At 61.6% G+C, this 20,369-nt stretch carries 16 protein-coding genes; 7 read left to right on the plus strand and 9 right to left on the minus strand.

Annotated features, from left to right (window positions below; genetic code table 11):
• Positions 1-1,105: amidohydrolase (locus tag QZL67_RS09570; RefSeq protein ID WP_292920237.1), on the plus strand; the 1,105-nt coding region annotated here is incomplete at its 5' end.
• Positions 1,106-1,319: 214 nt separating this feature from the next.
• On the plus strand, positions 1,320-2,675 hold the full coding sequence (locus QZL67_RS09575) for a uracil-xanthine permease family protein (RefSeq protein WP_022290496.1): 1,356 nt from the start codon (positions 1,320-1,322) through the stop codon (positions 2,673-2,675).
• Positions 2,676-2,754: 79 nt separating this feature from the next.
• On the opposite strand, the gene QZL67_RS09580 is transcribed toward QZL67_RS09575, so the two are convergent.
• Together QZL67_RS09580 and QZL67_RS09585 are read right to left on the minus strand one after the other, a co-directional pair.
• Complete coding sequence (locus QZL67_RS09580) at positions 2,755-4,140, minus strand: MATE family efflux transporter (RefSeq protein WP_022290497.1); 1,386 nt, start codon at positions 4,138-4,140, stop codon at positions 2,755-2,757.
• Entirely contained in the window at positions 4,137-4,589 is a 453-nt protein-coding gene (locus QZL67_RS09585) for a MarR family winged helix-turn-helix transcriptional regulator (protein WP_022290498.1), read from the minus strand. The genes QZL67_RS09580 and QZL67_RS09585 overlap by 4 nt, the downstream gene beginning before the upstream one ends.
• A gap of 182 nt (positions 4,590-4,771) precedes the next feature.
• Here QZL67_RS09585 and QZL67_RS09590 point away from each other — a divergent pair, with 182 nt between their 5' ends.
• The 4 genes from QZL67_RS09590 (at position 4,772) to QZL67_RS09605 (ending at position 9,493) form a co-directional block, all read left to right on the plus strand.
• Positions 4,772-5,617: a DegV family protein gene (locus tag QZL67_RS09590; protein ID WP_292920239.1), complete on the plus strand. Its 846-nt coding sequence runs from the start codon at positions 4,772-4,774 to the stop codon at positions 5,615-5,617.
• A gap of 162 nt (positions 5,618-5,779) precedes the next feature.
• Positions 5,780-7,003, plus strand: coding sequence for an arginine deiminase (gene arcA / locus QZL67_RS09595; RefSeq protein WP_022290500.1), 1,224 nt, complete (start codon positions 5,780-5,782; stop codon positions 7,001-7,003).
• Positions 7,004-7,089: 86 nt separating this feature from the next.
• A complete protein-coding gene (gene argF / locus QZL67_RS09600) occupies positions 7,090-8,088 on the plus strand; it encodes an ornithine carbamoyltransferase (RefSeq protein WP_022290501.1) in 999 nt (332 codons plus the stop codon).
• A 16-nt stretch (positions 8,089-8,104) separates the two neighbouring features.
• Positions 8,105-9,493, plus strand: a complete 1,389-nt coding sequence (locus QZL67_RS09605; protein ID WP_022290502.1) for a YfcC family protein — start codon at positions 8,105-8,107, stop codon at positions 9,491-9,493.
• Positions 9,494-9,598: 105 nt separating this feature from the next.
• Here the strand turns inward: QZL67_RS09605 and ftsH are convergent, their stop codons facing one another.
• The 6 genes from ftsH to QZL67_RS09635 form a co-directional block, all read right to left on the minus strand.
• The gene (ftsH, locus tag QZL67_RS09610) at positions 9,599-11,494 is read right to left on the minus strand and encodes an ATP-dependent zinc metalloprotease FtsH (protein ID WP_373887784.1); all 1,896 of its coding nucleotides are present in this window, start codon (positions 11,492-11,494) and stop codon (positions 9,599-9,601) included.
• 62 nt (positions 11,495-11,556) lie between these two features.
• The gene (gene hpt / locus QZL67_RS09615; RefSeq protein ID WP_022290504.1) at positions 11,557-12,111 is read right to left on the minus strand and encodes a hypoxanthine phosphoribosyltransferase; all 555 of its coding nucleotides are present in this window, start codon (positions 12,109-12,111) and stop codon (positions 11,557-11,559) included.
• Complete coding sequence (tilS, locus tag QZL67_RS09620) at positions 12,101-13,459, minus strand: tRNA lysidine(34) synthetase TilS (RefSeq protein ID WP_292920241.1); 1,359 nt, start codon at positions 13,457-13,459, stop codon at positions 12,101-12,103. Before tilS ends, hpt begins: the two co-directional genes overlap by 11 nt.
• A 281-nt stretch (positions 13,460-13,740) precedes the next feature.
• Positions 13,741-15,096 carry a replicative DNA helicase gene (dnaB, locus tag QZL67_RS09625; RefSeq protein WP_022290506.1) on the minus strand — a complete coding sequence of 452 codons (1,356 nt, stop codon included), beginning with the start codon at positions 15,094-15,096 and terminating at the stop codon, positions 13,741-13,743.
• Between the two features lie 87 nt (positions 15,097-15,183).
• Complete coding sequence (rplI, locus tag QZL67_RS09630; RefSeq protein WP_022290507.1) at positions 15,184-15,633, minus strand: 50S ribosomal protein L9; 450 nt, start codon at positions 15,631-15,633, stop codon at positions 15,184-15,186.
• A gap of 47 nt (positions 15,634-15,680) precedes the next feature.
• A complete protein-coding gene (locus QZL67_RS09635) occupies positions 15,681-17,672 on the minus strand; it encodes a DHH family phosphoesterase (protein ID WP_022290508.1) in 1,992 nt (663 codons plus the stop codon).
• A 424-nt stretch (positions 17,673-18,096) separates the two neighbouring features.
• On the opposite strand from QZL67_RS09635, the gene QZL67_RS09640 reads away from it, so the two are divergent.
• A complete protein-coding gene (locus QZL67_RS09640) occupies positions 18,097-19,755 on the plus strand; it encodes a ribonuclease J (RefSeq protein ID WP_022290509.1) in 1,659 nt (552 codons plus the stop codon).
• 111 nt (positions 19,756-19,866) lie between these two features.
• Here QZL67_RS09640 and QZL67_RS09645 read toward each other — a convergent pair.
• A partial coding sequence (locus QZL67_RS09645; protein ID WP_292920243.1) for an SPFH domain-containing protein occupies positions 19,867-20,369 on the minus strand: 503 nt, incomplete at its 5' end.

Below are 20,369 nucleotides of genomic sequence, written 5' to 3' on the forward strand. Positions count from 1 at the left end.
GCTGGGCGCCGGTGCCTTTGCCGCTGCTTTGGGCGTCAAGGCCTTTCTGGAGGCCACCAAGACGCCGGGCACTGTGGTGCTCTATGGCTGCCCCGGCGAGGAGGGCGGTGCCGCCAAGGCCTTCATGGCCCGGGACGGTCTGTGGTACGGCCTGGATGCGGCACTGACCTGGCACCCCAACGACGCCAATGAGGTGCTCACCGGCTCCTCCAACTCCTGCATCCAGACCCAGTATCACTTCACCGGCGTGGCGGCCCATGCCGCCGGCGACCCGGACCGGGGCCGCAGCGCCCTGGACGCGGTGGAACTGATGAACGTGGGCGTACAGTTCCTGCGGGAGCACATGAGCGACAAGGCCCGCATCCACTACGCCATCACCGACGCCGGCGGCCGCAGCCCCAATGTGGTGCAGCCCCGGGCCAGCGTGCTGTACATGGTCCGCTCCAACCACGTGGCCGAGGCCGTGGAACTTCAAAAGCGGGTGGACAAGATCGCCGAGGGCGCGGCTTTGATGACCGAGACCACCTTCGAGAAGAAATTTATCGACGGCCTCGCGGACACCGTCACCAACCACGCTCTGGAGCGGGTGCTCTACCAGAACTTCCAGGAGCTGGGCGTCCCCTCCCACACGACGGAGGAGCTGGCCTATGCCGACCAGCTCAGCGCCACCTATCCCGGCAATGACCGCCTGCCCGGCGTGGGCAGCCAGTACGATCTGGATTACGCGGAGCAGGCCAGAGCCCTGCGGACAAAAGCCGGTCACGCCATGAATGACTTCCTGCTGCCCCTGTACCAGGGCGATGCCTTTGAGCCCGGCTCCACCGACGTGGGCGACGTCAGCTGGCAGTGCCCCACCGCGCAGATCCACGTGGCCACCTGGCCCAACGGCTGCCCCGGCCACAGCTGGCAGAATGTCTCCTGCGGCCGTACGGACATCGGGCACAAGGCTGCCCTTCACGCCGGCAAGGTCCTTGCCGCCGCCGCCATGGACCTTCTGACCCAGCCCGCTCTGCTGGAGGAGGCCAAAGCAGAATTCCAGCGCCGGACCGTGGCCGGTTACACCTGCCCCATCCCCGCCGATGCTGTTCCCGTAGTGGCAGACTGAGGCGTTTCACATCTGAAAAAGGCCGCCTAGGGCGGCCTTTTTTCTTTTTCTTGGGCTGATCCCGACAGGAAACAGGAATCCGGTCGTTTTGCACCAATTATTTTTTAGGTAATCAAAATTTTTGTTTGCTTTTTATAGAATTCATGGTATGATGGAAGCATCCAAAAGAATTTTGTGAAAGCTGTGCTTTCCCCCTTGAAAGGAGCTCCTGCCTATGAAGCCCACTGCAACCGGTCGGGAAATTCTTTTCCAGACCCGCGGCATCCCTCCTGTGGGTGCTTCCGTCTCCCTTGCACTGCAGCATCTGGTGGCCATGATCGTCGGCTGCGTCACTCCGCCCATCATCATCGCCGGGGCGGTCGGATTGAGCCAGGCGGATCAGGTGCTGCTGATTCAGGCCTCTCTGGTGATGTCGGCCGTGTCCACACTGCTGCAGCTCTTCCCCATCAGCCGGTACTTCGGCTCCGGCCTTCCGGTCATTCTGGGTGTCAGCTTCGCCTATGTCCCCAGCATGCAGGCCATTGCCGCCTCCGGCGGCGGGATCGGCGCCATCGCCGGCGCCATGCTGGTAGGCGGCGTGGTTGCGATTCTGGTGGGCCTCTTTGTCCGGAAGATCCGCCTGCTCTTCCCTCCGGTCATCACCGGCACCGTGGTATTCACCATCGGCCTTTCCCTCTACCCCACCGCCATCAACTACATGGCCGGAGGCACCGCCAACACGGCTGAGGCCGTGGCGGCTCAGGGACTGCCGGAGGCCATGGTGTACGGCTCCTGGCAGAACTGGCTCATCGCCGCGCTGACGCTGACGGTGGTCATGATCCTCAACCACCGCGCCAAAGGCATCGCCCGGCTGGCCTCCATCCTGCTGGGCATGCTCTTCGGCTATGCGGTGGCCCTGGCCTTCGGCATGGTGGACTTCTCCGACGTGGGGAGCGCCGCCTGGTTCTCCCTGCCCCGGCCGCTGCACTTCGGCATCAGCTTTGACGCCGCCTCCTGCATCGCCATCGGACTGCTCTTCGCCATCAACTCCATCCAGGCCATCGGCGACTTCACCGCCACCACAGTGGGCGGTCTGAGCCGCCAGCCCACCGACCAGGAGCTCCAGGGCGGCATTATCGCCTACGGCGCCAGCAACATTCTGGCAGCTTTGATGGGTGGACTGCCCACGGCTACATACTCCCAGAACGTGGGCATCGTCACCACCAACCGGGTGGTGAACCGGACCGTCTTTGCTATGGCCGGCGGCTTTTTGCTGCTGGCGGGCGTGTCCCCCAAATTCGCGGCACTGCTGACCACCATTCCCCAGTGCGTCCTGGGCGGTGCCACCATCACCGTGTTCTCTACCATCGCCATGACCGGTATGAAGCTCATCGCCTCTCAGGAGCTGACCGCCCGGAACACCACCATCGTGGGTCTGTCCGCGGCGCTGGGCGTGGGCATCTCCCAGGCCTCCGCCGCACTGAGCCAGTTCCCGGAGAGCGTCACCATGATCTTCGGCAAGTCTCCGGTGGTCATCGCCACGCTGATGGCCGTGCTGCTGAACCTGATTTTGCCCAAGGAACGCAAATAAACAGACAAAATGCCTGGATGCCATTGGCATCCAGGCATTTTTCAGCGCTCATACGCTGCAGAGAGCAGCAGCCTACTTTTCAGGTGTCCGCTTTCGGCGTTTCCAGCGCCGCCATGCTCTTGCGGAACTGGAAAAAGAACATGGTAGCTGTGGTGCACACCGCCAGCACATCCGCTACCGGTTCCGCCAGGAACACGGCAAAGGATTTATCCGCAAAGAAATGGGGCAGGATATAGATCAGGGGAATCAGCAAAATGATCTTCCGCAGTGCCGCCAGGAACAGTGAAGTCTTGGCATTGCCCAGCGCCACGAAGGTCTGCTGGCAGGCGATCTGCACGCCGAAAATACCGGTGGCCGCCATATAGATCCGCAGCGCCCAAGCGGCGTAATCCACCAGCTCCTGGTTGGAGGTAAACATCAAGGCGAACAGTTGCGGGAACAGCTGCACCAGCGCCCACAGCGTCAGGGAATAGGTCACGCAGGCGATCAGCAGCACCTTGAACGCCCGCCGCACCCGCTGGGGATTGCGGGCGCCGTAGTTGTAGCTGACGATGGGCTGGGCACCCTGGGTCAACCCCTGGAGCGGCATCATGGCGAACTGCATGATGCTGGTGAGCACCGTCATGGCACCCACGGCGATGTCGCCGCCGTATTTGAGCAGAGAGGAGTTGAAGCAAACGGCGATCAGGCTTTCCGTGGCCTGCATAATGAAGGGGGACATGCCCAGCGCCAGGCTGGGCAGCACCACCTTGGCATGGGGCCGCAGGTTTCCGGCCCGCAGGTGCCACTTGGTCTTGGGACCGGTGAGGAAACGGAGCACCCACACTGCGCTGACCGCTTGGGACAGGATGGTTGCCAAGGCCGCGCCCCGGACGCCCATGTTGAAGGCAAAGATGAAGATGGGGTCCAGCACGGTATTGAGCCCGGCGCCGATAAGCACCGTCTTCATGCCCACCACCGTGAACCCCTGGGCAGTGATGTAGGCGTTCATGCCCAGCGTCACCTGCACGAAAATGGTGCCCAGGCAGTAGATCTGCATATAGTCAAGGGCATATCCGATGGTATTGTCACTGGCACCAAACACCCGGAGCATCGGCTCGGCAAAGAGTAAAAATACCACCGTCAGCACCACCGACGCCGCTACCAGCATGGTCATGCTGTTGCCCATGATCCGCTCGGACTCGGCAAGGTTGCCCCGCCCCTCCTCAATGGATGCACGGGGCGCGCCGCCCATGGCCATCAGTGCCGCAAAGGCGGAGATCACCATGATGATGGGCAGACACACACCTACGCCGGTCAATGCCAGCTTGCCCACCGTCTCCACCGGCTGCATATGGCCGATGTACACCCGGTCCACCAGGTTGTACAGCATGTTGACGATCTGGGAGGTGATGGTGGGCAGCGCCAGGGAAAACAGCAGGCGCCCCACCGGGCCGGTACCCAAATCCACGTTTTGACGATTCATTCCCGCAATGCTCCTTCCATTTCCCGTTCCATTGTGACAAATACCCGTTCCAGCAGCGTATCCAGGGTCTTCCGCTCTGTATCCGTCAGTCCGGAGAAGATCCGCTGCCAGCAGGCCGCCTGAATCTCCTGGGCCTCCCGGGCCAGCGGCTTTCCTGCCTCCGTAATGGCCAGATGGATCACCCTGCGGTCGGTCTCGTCGGGCCGGCGCTGCAAAAAGCCCCTGCTCACCAGGAGATCCACCGCCTGGGACACCTGAGATTTCGGCAGTCCCCGCAGCTCCACCACGTCCCGGGCTGTGTCGTTTCCGGGATGGTTGGCAAGAAACAGCAGTACCTGCACCTCCCCCAGTGTCAGCCCCGTCCGCTGCTGCAGCGGGCTGAATGCCCGGGAATAGTATTGCTGAAAGCCGCGGAAAATCCGCAGGACCCGTGTAAAGGATTCCGCCATCAGCCGCCCTCCTTTTGTTCATATTTAAACAGTTCTTTTTTAAACTATTCAGCAGGATAGCATATTGCGCAGAACTTGTCAAGATTTCGACAGCCCTGTCATCTTTTCATTGACAAACCGTGACGGGCATACTATCATGGACATGGAAATGATTTTCAAAACCAGATTATAAGAGGTTTCGTATGATGTGGAATATTGTAAGTGACAGCAGCTGTGACCTGCGGATGGCCGGCTGGGACAGCCCCTCCGTCCACTTTGAGATCGTCCCTCTGCGGATTCAAGTGGGCAGCCGGGAATTTCTGGACGATGACGCTCTGATGGTGCCGGACCTGCTGGACGCCATGGCGGCGGAAAAGAGTGCCGCCTCCTCCGCCTGCCCCTCTCCCGCCGCCTTTGCCCGGGCGTTTGAAGCCGGGGACCGGACAGTGTGCTTCACCATCTCCTCCAGCCTCTCCGGCACCTACAATGCCGCGGTCATGGCCCGGGAGATGGTGCTGGAAGAGCACCCGGAAAAGCAGATCTGCATCATTGACTCCAAGGCCACCTCCGGGGCCATGGCACTTTTGATCTACCGGGCCCGGGAACTGATGGAGGCAGACACCACCGGCGATTTCGAGGGGATCTGCAATCAGCTGCGCCTCTATCAGGCCGCGCTGCGGACCTGCTTTACCCTGGAGAATTTCGACAACCTCATCAAAAACGGACGGATGCGCCCGCTGGTGGGCACTCTGCTCCACTCCCTGGGCATCCATGTCATTGCGGATGCCACACCCCAGGGCACCATCCACGTGGCGGACAAAGCACGGGGCGAGGCAAAGACCTACCGGGCCATTACCGCCCTGATGGGTGCCAGCAAGGACTGCACCGACGCCCATGTGATCGTGGCCCACTGTGAGAACCTGGCAGGTGCCATGAAACTCAAGCAGCAGATCCTGGAGGATCTGCCGGTAGGGCAGGTGGAGATCCTTTCCTGCCGGGGCCTGACCAGCTTCTACGCCATGCAGAAGGGCCTGATCATCGGATATTGAGCCAACTCCCGCCGCCGGCCTTTGGCCGGCGGCTTTTTTGCGTCTTGCGGGCGGATAGCCCGCTCTTTTTTTGCGAAGTTTTCCCGTTCGTGCATGAAATGTGAAAATCCAGAGACCCTAATGCAGAATCCAGACGACTGCAACACAAAGGAGTGACCGCATTTGGAGACTGGAATCCACAACACCTCGGAAATCGGGCGGCTGAAAAAAGTCATGCTCCACCGCCCGGGCAAGGAACTGGAAAACCTGATGCCCGAATATCTGGAGCGTCTGCTCTTTGACGACATTCCCTATCTGAAGGAGGCCCAGCGGGAGCACGATGCCTTTGCCGACTGTCTGCGGGGCCAGGGCGTGGAAGTGGTGTACCTGACAGACCTGGTGGCGGAGTCCCTCACCGGCCCGGAGGTCCGCCAGGAGCTGATCCGGCAGTATCTTGCGGAAGCCGATGTCTCCGACGCTCGGACCCGGGAGAGCCTGGCGGAGTATTTCGACGCTCTGCCGGACAAGGAGATGGTATCTGCCATGATGGCCGGCGTTCGCAAGAGCCAGCTGCGGACGGGTCAGGCCCGGCTGGGGGACTACGTCTCCGCCACAGAGGACGGCTATCCCTTCGCCGTGGACCCTCTGCCCAACCTCTACTTCACCCGTGACCCCTTCGCCACCATCGGTACCGGTGTCTCCATCCACCGGATGCACACCGTCACCCGCAACCGGGAGACGCTCTTCGGCAAGTTCATCTTTGAACACCACCCCGTTTACCGTCACGCTCCCCGCTGGTATGACCGGGGGGAGACCTCCTCTCTGGAGGGCGGCGACATTCTGGTGCTCTCCCCCCAGGTGCTGGCGGTGGGCATCTCCCAGCGGACGGAGGAGGACTCCATCGACGCCCTGGCGGAGACCGTTCTCACCCAGAGCAAGACCTTCCGCAAGCTCCTGGCCTTCAACATCCCCAAGAGCCGGTCCTTCATGCATCTGGACACGGTGTTCACCATGGTGGACTATGACAAATTCACCGTCCACCCCAACATCCTCCAGCAGATCACCGTATTTGTCATGGAGCTGGATGAAAATCACAAAATGAAGATCCGCCAGGAGGATGGGCGGCTGGAGGACATTTTAAAGGAGCATCTGGAACTGGATCATGTGACGCTGATCCCCTGCGGCCAGGGCAGTGAGATCGACGCCGCCCGGGAGCAGTGGAGCGACGGCTCCAACACACTGGCCATCGCCCCCGGCGAGGTGGTGGTCTACTCCCGGAACTATGTGACCAACCGTTCCCTGGAGGAGGCGGGTGTCCGCATCCACACCATCCCCAGTGCCGAGCTCTCCCGGGGCCGGGGCGGCCCCCGGTGCATGTCCATGCCCCTCTGGCGGGAGGACCCGTGACACCAGCCGGGCAGTATTCCCGCCGCCCGGTCCCCTGTTCCCACAGTTCCCGCCGGAACAAATCTATTTTTAAAGGAGATACCACTATGGCTGTCAATCTCAAAGGCCGGAGCTTTCTGACCCTCAACGACTTCACCCCTCTGGAGATCCGCTATCTGCTGGACCTGGGACACAACCTGAAGGCCAAACGCCGGGCCGGCATCTGCGACCCCGCTCTGCAGGGCAAGCACATCGTGCTGCTCTTTGAAAAGACCTCCACCCGCACCCGCTGCTCTTTCGAGGTAGCCGCCACCCAGGAGGGCGCTCACGTCACCTATCTGGACGCCGGCAGCTCCCAGATGGGCAAGAAAGAATCCCTGGAGGACTCTGCCAAGGTACTGGGCCGCTTCTTTGACGGTATCGAGTACCGGGGCTATGACCAGAAAAACGTGGAGGACCTGGCAAAGTACTCCGGCGTTCCCGTGTGGAACGGCCTCACCGATGCCGACCATCCCACCCAGATCCTCGCGGACATGATGACCATCGAGGAGCACTGCCACAAGCCTCTGAACCAAGTGAAGGTGGTCTTCCCCGGCGACGTGCGCAACAATATGTGCTACGCCTGGATGATCGGCGCCGCCAAAATGGGCATGCACTTTGTAGGCATCGGCCCGGACCAGCTGGCCAAGGAGATGGACCAGGAGATCGTCCGCTCCACCGCCGAAACCGCCCGGGAGACCGGTGCCCGCATCGAGATCACCAGCGACATGGCGGCGGTGAAGGACGCTGATGTGATCTACGGTGACATCTGGGCCTCCATGGGCGAGGAAGCCCTGATCCCTGAGCGGACCAAGCTCCTCTCCCCCTACCGGGTGACGGAGGACGTCCTCAAGGCCACCGGCAACCCGGACGTGCTGTATCTGCACTGCCTGCCCTCCTTCCACGACTTTGAGACGAAGCTGGCCAAGGAGTGGAAGGACAAGGGCGTGGACATCCGGGAGGTCACCGATGAGGTGTTCCGGGGCAAGCACAGCGTGGTCTTTGACGAGGCGGAAAACCGGATGCACTCCATCAAAGCCGTGCTGGTAGCCACCATCGGAAAATAAGAAGGGAGATGGCCCTTTGAAAAAAGCCAAGTTCCGCATGCCCACTGCCTACACCATTTTGTTTCTTTTGATTATTTTGGTGGCCCTCTCCACCTGGTTCATTCCCTCCGGCAGCTATGACTACGTGGATGGTGTCCCGGTGGCGGGCACCTACCATGCCACGCAGGCCAACCCCCAGGGGATCGGGGATATCCTCAAGGCCGCCTTCTCCGGCTTTTACGACGCGGTGGACGTGTGCGTGTTCATTTTGATGGTAGGCGGTTTTCTGGGGGTCGTCATGAAGACCGGCGCCATCGACGCCGGCGTGTCCAACGTCATCGCCCTGCTGGGCGGACGGGAGAAGTGGCTCATCCCGATCCTGATGCTGTTTTTCGGTCTGGGCGGCACCACCTACGGCATGTGGGAGGAAACCATGGCGTTTTATCCTCTGCTGATTCCGGTGTTCCTGGCAGCAGGCTATGACGCGGTGGTGGGCATCTCGGTGATTTTGTTGGGAGCCGGTGCCGGCGTCATCGCCTCCACCGTCAACCCCTTTGCCACCGGCATCGCCGCCGGCTTTGCCGGGGTGTCCCTGGGCGACGGCATCTTGCTGCGGCTTTTGCAGTGGATCGTCTTTGAGGCGGCGGCCATCTGGTTCGTGATGGCCTATGCCGCCCGGGTCAAACGGGACCCGGCCACCTCGGTGGTGGGTGTGGGCGCCGGAAAGCTCCATGTCAGCGCCGCCGAGACCACACCCCTCACCCCCCGGCGGAAAGTCATTCTGGTGATCTTCGTGCTGGTGTTCGCCGTAATGACCTACGGTGTCATCCCCTTTGCCGACATGGGTCTCCCTCTGCCGTCTCTGGGCTGGTGGTTCCCGGAGCTCTCCGCCCTCTTTGTGGTGGGCGGCGTGGTCATCGGCCTGCTGGACCGGATGAAGGAAGAAGAGCTGGTGGAGACCTTCGTGGCAGGGTGCGCGGACCTTTTGGGTGTCGCGTTCATCATCGGCATCAGCCGGGGCATCACGGTGCTGATGAACGACGGCGGCATCACCGACACCATCCTCCACTGGGGCGAGGATGCCCTGGCAGGGGCAGGGCCCATCCGCTTTGTGCTGCTGGTGTTTTTGATCTACCTGCCCCTGACCATCCTGATTCCTTCCTCTTCCGGCCTCGCCACGCTGTCGGTGCCCATCATGGCGCCCCTGGGCCAGTTTGCGGGGGTGAGCGGCGCTCTGGTGGTGACGGCGTTCCAGTCCGCCTGCGGGCTGGTGAACATCATCACCCCCACCGCGGCGGTGGTGATGGGTGCTCTGGCCCTGGGGCATGTACCCTACGACCGGTGGGTCAAGTACGTCTGGAAGCTGATCGTCTATTTTCTGCTGCTGACCATGGCCTTTTTGATCGTGGGCGCGCTGCTGGGCTGACGGACGGTGCACCCCGCCGCCAATTCAGAACCGTACTGCTCTCGGACAAAGAACGTGCCGCACCCGATTGGGTGCGGCACGTTTTTCTGCCTGCATGGGATGGTCTTATACGGTTGCGGGAGTCTCCTGGGTACGGAACACCGCCAAAAACTCGTCCCGCTCCATAGTCTCGTGCTCCAGAAGGTACTTAGCCACCGTCTCCAGCTTATCCCGGTTTTCATCCAGGATCTTCCGGCACCGCTCATAGGCGTTGCCCACCAGATCCTTGACCTCCTCGTCGATCTGGGCGGCCACGGCCTCAGAGTAGCTGCGGCCCTGGCTCATGGTCCGGCCGATGAACACCTCATCATGGCCGGATTCAAAGGACACCGTGCCCAGCTTGTCGCTCATGCCGTAACTAGCCACCATCTTCCGGGCGATCTGGGTGGCCCGCTGGATATCGTTGCTGGCACCGGTGGAAATGTCGCCCAAGCACAGCTTTTCCGCCACCCGGCCGCCCAAGAGGGCCACGATCTGGTCCTCCATATACCGCTTGGAGAGATAGGAGCGGTCCTCCTCCGGTAGCGAGATGGTCATGCCGCCGGCCTGGCCCCGGGGAATGATGGTGATCTGGTTGACGGGGTCGTGGTCCGGCAGCAGCTGCATCACCACCGCGTGGCCCGCCTCGTGATAGGCGGTCAGCTCCCGCTCGTGCTGGGGGATAACCCGGCTCTTTTTCTCCGGGCCCGCGATGACCTTGATCTCCGCTTCCTTCAGATCTGCCATGGTGATGAACTTCTCACCCTTCCGGGCAGCCAGCAGTGCGCCCTCGTTGATAAGGTTTTCCAGATCCGCGCCAGTAAAGCCCGGCGTGCCTCTGGCCAGTTCCTTCAGATTCACGTCCTCTGCCAGAGGCTTGTTCCGGACATGGACCTTCAAAATATCCTCCCGGCCCCGGATGTCCGGCAGCCCCACATAGATCTGCCGGTCAAAGCGGCCCGGCCGCAGCAGCGCGGGGTCCAGCACATCCGCCCGGTTGGTGGCCGCCAGGACCACCACGCCCTCGTTGGCGGCAAAGCCGTCCATTTCCACCAGCAGCTGGTTGAGGGTCTGCTCCCGCTCGTCGTGGCCGCCGCCAAGGCCCGTGCCCCGCTGGCGGCCCACGGCGTCGATCTCGTCGATAAAGACGATGGCGGGAGAGTTCTTCTTGGCCTGGTCAAAGAGGTCCCGGACCCGGCTGGCCCCCACGCCCACATACAGCTCCACAAAGTCGGAGCCGGAGATGGAGAAGAACGGTACGTTGGCCTCGCCGGCCACGGCCTTGGCCAGCAGCGTCTTACCGGTGCCCGGAGGGCCCACCAGCAGCACGCCCTTGGGGATGCGGGCGCCCAGAGAGATATACTTCTTGGGGTCCTTCAAAAACTCCACAATCTCCTGGAGTTCTTCCTTCTCCTCGTCGGCACCTGCCACGTCCTCAAAGGTGATCTTGCGGTCCTTGTCCGTCAGGGTGCGGGTCCGGGCGGTGCCGAATTTGGCCATTTTGTCCGGTCCCATGCCTCCGCCCTGGGTGCGGGCGATCAGGAAATACCACAAAAGGCCCAGCACCACCGCCACCAGTACATAGGGCAGCAAGGTCGTCAGCCAGTTGGTGGTGGGGGCGGCGGGATAGTCGTAGGACGTGATGATCCCCGCCGCCTTCTGCTCCACGATGAGATCATTGAGATCTTCGTAGAAGAGCGCGAAGTCGTAAATCCGATAGCGGACGGTGTCGGTATCCCCCAGGGATTTGACTTTCTCCCGCAGGTGCAGCTCCACCGTGTGCTCGTCGGGGAAGGTGACGGATTCCACCTTCTCCTGTTCAAAAAGCTGGCGGACCTGGGAATACTCCAGCTGGGGCACCTGATTGTCCATCCGCAGCAGATAGCTGGCGCACAGCACGATTACCAGCAGCAAAAGCAATACGCTCAGGTTGGTCGTTCGGTTTTGTCTGGTCACAGATTCAGGACCTCCTTTGACGCCCATCCCGGGCGCTCATGATCAGCACGCTCCCCACCGGAGCGGCCGTTTTCTCCCCTCCGGCAGACTCAGTGGTTCTCGTAGACCTCCGGCTTGAGGACGCCGATATAGGGAACGTTCCGGTACTGCTGGCAGTAATCCAGGCCGTAGCCCACCACGAATTCATCGGGCACCGTGAAGCCCGCCATGTCCGCGGTGATGGCCTTGGTGCGGCGGGAGGGCTTATCCAGCAGCGTCACGATGGTAATGGACGCGGCTCCCTTGGTCTTGAAGTATTCCTTCAGGAATGCCAGGGTATTGCCGGAGTCCAGAATATCCTCCACGATGATCAGATGGCGGCCGGTGATATCCTGCTGCAGATCATGGGTGATCTGCACCCGCCCGGAGGAGGTGGTGGCGTTTTGATAGGAACTGACGGCGATGAACTCCACATCGCTTTTCACCTGGCAGGCCCGCACCAGGTCTGCCATAAAGACGAATGACCCCTTCAGCACGCTTAAAAACAGCGGGTTTTTGTCATGGAACTGCTCATAGAGGGCCTCACCCATCTCTGCAATCCGGGCATGGAGCTGCTCCTCTGTCACCAGCACCTTCAAAATGTCGTTTTCCATCTCACTTTTCATGATTGCTCTCCTCTGTTTCTTCAATGATTTGAATAAACCGGCAGTCTGTTCCCACCGGCAGGAATTCCTCATCCACGCCCAAACGCCACACGGCGGCCAGCTGCCCATCCACATAAATGGCCGGCAGCTGTTCCCGCTCCCCAAGGGTGATCCGCCGGTCCAGGCACAGCCGCTTGACACTGCGGGCCCCTTGGGCCCCCGACAGCGTCAGCCGCGCTCCCGGATCACAGGGGGCTACACTCACATGCTCCCACTCCGGCCCTGACCGCAAGGCCAGGCCTGTTCCCTTCCGGCAGTCCAGCAGGGTCAGGGTGTAGTCCCCCCAGCAAAGGGGACAGTTTTTCACCAGCTCCGCCCGGGAAGCAGGTGTCTCCAAAGTCTCCAGCATCAGCCGGGAGGCCGCAATGCGGGCTGTGACGCCGTGGGGCAGGCTGATGCGGGCATCGTTGCCATGGCTGGCGCACAGCCGCTCCAGCGCCTCCAGGTGGGCGGCACCGATGTCTTTGCGCCCTGCCCCCAGCAGGTCAAACAGACCCAACAGCACCCGGGGCCTGAGAAACGCAGGCACCTCCGCCAGGGCCGCCAGGGAAATGGTCACCCGACCCGGCTGGACCCCGGCCCGGCGCAGATACCGCTCCGTCAGGTCTGAAAGGCCCGTGTCCATCTCCGCCAGGCGGGCGGCCGCCTGAGCCACATGCTCCGCGGCTCTGGAATTGAGCCGGCGCAGCAGAGGCATCACCTGCAGCCGCACCAGGTTTCGGGCGGCTGCGTCCGGGTCGGCGTTGGTCTCATCTTCCACATGCGGCAGGGCATGGGCGGCCGCATAGGCTGCCAGATCCTCCCGTGGGATTTCCAGAAAGGGACGCAGGATGCCGTCCCGCTGCCGGGGAATCCCGGCAAGGCCCCGGAGCCCCGTGCCCCGGACCAGATTGAGCAATACAGTCTCGGCGTTGTCGTCGGCGTGATGCGCAGTGAGGACGGCGTCAAATTCCTCCCGCCGGGCCGTCTCCTGCAAAAAACCATAGCGCAGTTTCCGGGCAGCCTCCTCCAGGGAGAGTCCCTCCGCTTCCGCCAGAGTCCGGGTATCCCCCTCTCCAGTGAAGCAGGGAATGCGGCGGGAGGCACACCAGTCCTCCACAAACCGCTGGTCACGGTCCGCACGCTCTCCCCGGAGGTGATGGTTGAAATGGGCAGCCGCGGCAAAAAAGCCGTTGGCCCGCCCCCAGGTATCCAGAAAATGCAGCAGACACATGGAGTCCAGCCCGCCGGAGACGGCGCACAGCATCCGCCCCCCCATCGGGAAGCAGCGATGCAGCAACTCCCTGGCGGCTGCGAGTTCATTCGCCATGTCCGCCCCCGGTTTCCGGTTCAAAGGAGGCAATCCATTTTCTGGGGCTTCGCCCACAACAGAGCATCGCCTCACTCCTCCTCGTCATATCTCGTATCCAGTGTGGAGAACGTGGTGTAATCCGGCATCCACCGCAGCTCCGCCCCGCGGCGGGACCGCCGCGGGGAACCCCGGTGGCCACCATCCGCGGGGGAAGTGAATCCCCCCGCTCACAAGGATTTGCCCACAGGGCAAATCGCTTGGACGCGCTCACGCGCGAATCAGCAAGGTGGAGCATCGCCTCACTCCTCCTCCTCGTCATATCTCGTATCCAGTGTGGAGAACGTGGTGTAATCCGGCATCCACCGCAGCTCCACCTTGCCGGTCTCGCCGTGGCGGTTTTTCGCCACGATGCACTCGGCGATGTTGTGCTTTTCCGAGTCCTCATTATAATAGTCATCCCGGTACAAAAAGAGAACGATATCCGCATCCTGCTCGATGGCGCCGGATTCCCGCAGATCCGAGAGCATGGGGCGCTTGTCATCCCGCTTTTCGTTGGCACGGGACAGCTGGCTCAGGCAAATGACCGGGATATTGAGCTCTTTGGCCATGATCTTGAGCATTCGGGACATATCAGAGACCACCTGCTGGCGGCTCTCACCGCCGCTGCGTGGGCCGCCGGCGGAGGTCATCAACTGCAGATAGTCGATGACCACCAGTCCCAGATTGTCCAGGCGGCGGCACTTGGCGTTCATATCCGCCACCGAGAGCATGGGGTTGTCGTCGATCCGGATGTCTACTTTATTAAGAATGGTCGCGGCACCGGCGATCTTCTCCCAGTCGGTCTCCCGGAGGGAGCCGGTCTTGAGACGGTAGTTTTCCACACAGGCCTCGGAAGACAGCAGCCGGGTGGCCAGCTGCTCCCGGGACATTTCCAGGGAGAACACCGCCACGGTCTTGTGGGTGCTCTTGGCCACGTTCAGCGCGATGTTCAGTGCAAAGGATGTTTTGCCCATGCCGGGCCGGGCCGCCAGCAAAATAAGGTCCGACTTGTTCAGGCCCGTGATCTTCTGGTCCACGGCGGAGAGGCCGGTGGAAAGGCCCGGCAGGTGGTTTTCGCTCTCGCTCATTTCGCCCAGCCGATCCAGCACGTCCGGCAGCACCTGCCGCAGGGGCACCATGTCCTGGGCGCTCTGGCCCCGGCGGACGGCGTACACTTTCTGCTCGGCGGCCTCCAGAATATCGCTGGGATCGCCCACGCCCTCCTGGACCATGGCGGTGATCTCTGCCGCCGCCTGGGCAACCCCTCGCAGCAGGGCCTTGTCATGGACGATGGCCACGTACTCCATGACATTGGCGCTGGTGGGGGTGATCTCCATCAGCTGGGCCAGATACGAGCGGGTGGTGTTCTCGTCGTAGGTGCCGTTTTTCCGCATCTCCTCGCACACCGTGATGCCGTCGATGGGACGGGCATAGGTGAACATGGAGTAGATGGTCTCAAAAATATCCCGGTTCTGCCGGAGATAGAAGTCCGACGGCCGCAGCTTGTCCATCACGTCCTTGACGCACCGCTCGTCGATGAGCATGGAGCCCAGCACCGCCTGCTCCCCTTCCAGAGAATGGGGCATCTGCCGCAAAAGCAGGTCTTCATTTGCCACGGATCTTCACCTCCGGTTTCCAAAATCTGCATGTTCAGACCGGCAGGACCTCCTGCACAGTCAAATGCTGATGGGCCAAATAAACAGTTACTGCTCCTCAAGCACGGACACGTACACCGTGCCCACCACCTCAAAGCCCAGCTTGGCCTTGACCTGATAGGTGCCGAAGGCCTTGATGGGCTCATCCAGCACCAGCTTCTGCTTGGGGATGTCGATGCTGAACTGGGCCTTGAGGCCGTCGGAAATCTCCTTGGTGGTGACGGCGCCGAAGAGCCGGCCGCCACTGCCCGCCTTGGCGGTGAGCTTCACCTGGCACTCCTTGAGCTTTTCCGCCGTGGCCTCGGCCTCCGCCTTCATGCGGGCCTCCTCGGCCCGGCGGGCCTTCTCCTTGAGGTTCATGGTGTTGATGGCGTCCGCCGTGGCGGCGATGGCCAGTTTCCGGGGCAGGAGGAAGTTCCGGGCATAGCCCTCGGAAACCTCCACCATCTGGCCCTTCTTGCCCTGGCCCTTCACGTCCTGCTGTAAAATCACTTTCATGATGAATTCTCCTTTTCAGTTTGCTCGTTTTTCCTGATTTTTCATGCTCAGGGGGTAAAATAATCGTCGATGGCCTCCAGCAGCCGCTTCCGGACAGTCTCCGGATCGCTGTCGGTGACCTTGCCGCCGGCGGTGGTGGAGTTTCCGCCGCCGCCCAGCGCCTCCAGAATCACCTGGACGTTGACTTCGCCCAGAGAGCGGGCGGACATGAGCACGTTCTCCCCGCTGCGGTACACCACGAAGGACGCCTTGACGCCCTTGAGTCCCAGCAGCTCGTCCGCCGCCTGGGCAGCCGCCACCCGGTCCACGCCGTCCTGGGGGATCACCGCCACGGCGATGTCGTCCCGATACAGCTCCGCCCGGCGGATGATGTCATACCGGGAGACCATTTCGCTCAGGTTGTTCTGGAACAGCTTCTGCACGTCCGTGGTGTCCGCGCCGGCCCGGCGCAGGAACGCCGCCGCCTCGAAGGTCCGGCCGCCGGTGCGGAGGGTGAAGTGCTTGGTATCCAGCACGATGCCCGCCAGCAGTGCCTCGGCTTCCTCCCGCAGAAGGTCCGACGGCTCTACCAGGTACTGCAGCAGCTCCGTCACCAGTTCTGAGGCAGAGGAGGCATAGGGCTCGTGGAAGTTGAAGGCCGCGTTTTCAATGTACTGGGCCGCCCGGCGGTGATGGTCGATCACCGCCACCCGGTTGCAGGACTCCAGCAGCTGCACGCTTTCCACCATGTCGGGGCGGTTGGTATCCACCACGATCAGCAGCGCGCCGGGGCGCATTTTCAAAAACGCCTCGTTGGGTGCCGTAAAGACGCCCTCGTACTCTGGCAGTCCCCGGAGCCGGTCCAGCACCGGTCCGGCGGCGTTGTGTTCCAGATCGATCACGATCTGGGCCTGCTTGCCCCGCTTGCGGGCCATGCAGCAAAGGCCGGCGGAGGCGCCCACGGCATCCATGTCCGCGAAGCTGTGGCCCATGATGTAAAGCTCCGTTGCATCCGCCACCAGCTCGCTGAGGGCGTTGGCCATGACCCGGGACTTGACCTTGGTCCGCTTTTCCGTGGTCTTGCTGCGGCCGCCGTAGAAGGCAAAGTCCACCTTGCCCCGGACCACCGCCTGGTCGCCGCCTCGGCTGAGAGCCATTTCCAGAGACAGGTTTGCGTTCTTGTACAGCTCTCCCATGCTGTCGGCGTCCTTGCCGATACCGATGGAGAGGGTGGGGGTCACATCGCCCACCTTGATGTCCCGGATGGTATCCAGCACGGAGAACTTGTCCTCCACGAAATGCTCGTAGTGGCGCTCTTCAAATATAAAGAGGTAGTGGTCCCGCTCGGTTTTCAGCAGCAGCCCGTCGGCGCAGGAGGCCCACACATTGAGCTTTTCGTCGATCTGGGCCAGCACGGCACTGCGGGCCGTGTCGGCGCAGGCCTTCATCAGGTCCTCATAGTTATCTACCATCAAAACCGCCAGCACCGGGCGGGTGCTCACATACCGCTCCCGCAGCTCATCGGCGTCGGTGGTATCCACCCAGTAAGTGGTGGCCACCAGGTTCTGCTCGCCGCCCCGGCCCTTGGCCCGAACCAGGGAGCCATACACCCGGAAGCGGCGGCTGTTCATGAGCACCCGGTCGGGGCACTCCTGTTTTCCCTCCAGCAGCCACTGCACGGGAAACTCCGGCACAGCGTCCTCCACCTTCATCTCAAAGAGGTGTTCCCGCACACCGGCCAGCTGCAAAAAGTTCTCATTGCTCCAGATGACCTCTCCGGTATCCGGCCGGAACACCATGATGGGCAGCGGAGAGTTGATGAGGGTGGATTTGCTGGCGGTGTCCACACTGCCGGTGAGACTGTCGATATACTGCAGGATTCCCTGGCGGCGCTTTTGATTGGCCTTGGTGAAGTAGGCATACAGCGCCACGATGACGGCAGCCTCCACCAGTGCCAGCAGCGGACTGACCACAGCCGCCGCGCAGCAAAACAGCACCATGCACAAAAAGTACAGCTTCAGGTTCGGTTCCAGCAGGCGGGAGAGTTTTTTATTATTCATGGAATGAATCTCCTTTGACCGGAAAGCATACGAATTCAGGTTAATTCAGTATAGCAGTTTTCCCCGTCAGACGCAATGGCAAAATCCCTTCCCACCAGGCAGCTTGGGGGCAATCGCAAAAAAATGTATACAAACTTCCGTTTGTGTGCTATACTATATCAAATCCAGCGTCGAGGAGCTCAGGCTTCTCCGCACCTTTCTTTTGTATTTCACTGGCACGGGCCGCGTTTCCGCTCCAGTTAAATAGACAACTTCCCATATGCGATCCGGGATGACGTGACCGAACCCCTGCCGGCGAAACGGGGCCGTGCAGGCAACGGACGTCTCTTATTTGCGTGCCCATTTTCGGGCGCGTCTGCCGCGTCATGCCCGGAGACCGGGGGAGTCTTACAGATTTCAACGGAAAAAGGAGTATCTTAAATCTATGGCAGAAAAACTGAAAATCATCCCCTTAGGCGGTCTCAATGAGATCGGCAAGAACATGACCGCCTATGAATACGGCGGCGAGATCATCGTGGTTGACTGCGGTATGGCCTTTCCCGGGGACGACATGTACGGCATCGACTGCATCATTCCCGACGTCAGCTACCTCATCAAAAACCGCAGCCGCATCCGCGGACTGTTCATCACCCACGGCCACGAGGACCACGTGGGTGCCATCCCTTATGTGCTCAAGCAGGTGAACATGCCCATCTACTGCACCCGTTTCACCGCCGGCCTCATCAAGCTCAAGCTGGAAGAGCACAATTTGGTCAAAAGCACCAAGCTCATCACCGTGGAACCCGGCAAGACCGTCCGGGCCGGTAAGTTCAATGTGGAGTTTATCCACGTCAACCACTCCATTGCCGACTCTGTGGCCTTTGCCATCCACACCCACATGGGCACCATCGTCCACACCGGCGACTTCAAGATCGACTCCACCCCCATTGACGGTGACGTGATCGACCTGGCCCGTCTGGGTGAGCTGGGTAAGGAGGGCGTGCTGGCACTGTGTGCCGACTCCACCAACGTGGAGCGGCCCGGCTTTACTCCCTCCGAAAAAGTGGTGGGCGCCACCTTCAAGCGCCAGTTCCAGAACTGTGAGGACCGCATCATCGTCACCACCTTCGCCTCCAACGTCCACCGGGTCCAGCAGGTGCTGGACGCCGCCGCCGCCTGCGGCCGGAAGGTGGCTGTGACGGGCCGGTCCATGGAGAATATGATGAAGGTCTCCACGGAGCTGGGCTATATGAAGGTCCCCAAGAACACCCTGGTGGACATCACCAAGATCAAGAACCTGCCGAAAAACAAGCAGGTCATCGTCACCACCGGCTCCCAGGGCGAGGAGATGAGCGCCCTGTACCGCATGGCGTTCTCCACCCACAAGCAGGTGGAGATCGGTGCCGGCGACAAGGTGATCCTCTCCGCCTCCGCCGTGCCCGGCAACGAGGTCACCATCTCCCGGGTCATCAACGAGCTCTTCCGCAAGGGCGCCACGGTGGTCTATGACCGGGCGGACATGCTGCATGTCTCCGGTCACGCCTGTCAGGAGGAGCTGAAGATCATTCACGCCCTGACCAAGCCCCGCTTCTTCATTCCTCTCCACGGCGAGCAGCGGATGCTGCAGATCCATTCCAAGCTGGCCCAGGAGATGGGCATGGACCGCAATCGCATCGCCATTGCCGACAACGGCTCCGTCATTGAGCTCACCGCGAAGACGCTGAAGATCGGCGGCACGGTTCCCGCTGGCGAGGTGTATGTGGACGGCGCCGGTGTGGGCGACGTGGGTGCCGTGGTCATGCGGGACCGCAAGCGGCTGGCTGAGGACGGCATGGTGGTCGTGGTGATGCCCATTTCCGCCCATGACGGCAGCCTCCTGAGCCCGCCGGAGATCATCACCCGGGGCTTCATCTACGTCAAGGAGTCCGGCGATCTCATGAAAGAGCTCCAGAACGTGGCCCTGGAGGCCGCGGACTCCGTCTCCCACAAGCGCAGCCGGGACGACGGCGAACTCAAGGGCACGGTGAAATCCGCTGTCAGCAGCTACCTCTTCAAAAATACCCGCCGCAACCCTATGGTCATCCCCGTGGTGACGCGGCTGTAAAAGAACAGAAGCCGGCCTTCATCAGGCCGGCTTCTGTTTTACGTATCTGCCTCATCCCGTTTCCGTCAAAAAGGCGCATGGCTTCTGCCATGCGCCTTTTGTGCAATCCGGTTACTCCGCCTTGGGTTCCTCGCTCTCAAAGACCGCCTTGGCACTGGCGGCCAGGCCTGCCAGCCCCTGGAGCTCGGAGGGGATGATGATTTTGGTGGCCTTGCCGTCTGCCACCTTCTGCATGGTCTCCAGCGCCTTGAGCTTGACCACCTGGTCATTGGGCGCGGCGGCGTTGAGCAGCTTCAGAGAGTCCGCCAGGGCCTGCTGGACCTGGAGAATCGCCTGGGCCTCCGCCTCGGCGGCCATGATGCGGGCCTCCTTTTCGCCCTCTGCCTTCAAAATGGCGGCCTGCTTGGCGGCGTCCGCTTTCAAAATCAAGGACTGCTTCTCGCCCTCTGCCACCAGGATCTGGGACTGCTTGGTACCCTCCGCCTGGAGAATGGACTCCCGGCGCTCCCGCTCGGCCTTCATCTGCTTTTCCATGGCGTTCTGGATTTCCTTGGGCGGGATGATGTTCTTCAGCTCCACCCGGTTGACCTTGATGCCCCAGGGGTCCGTGGCCT

This window comes from Oscillibacter sp. CAG:155 (assembly GCA_000436875.1).
Lineage (GTDB): Bacteria > Bacillota > Clostridia > Oscillospirales > Oscillospiraceae > Oscillibacter.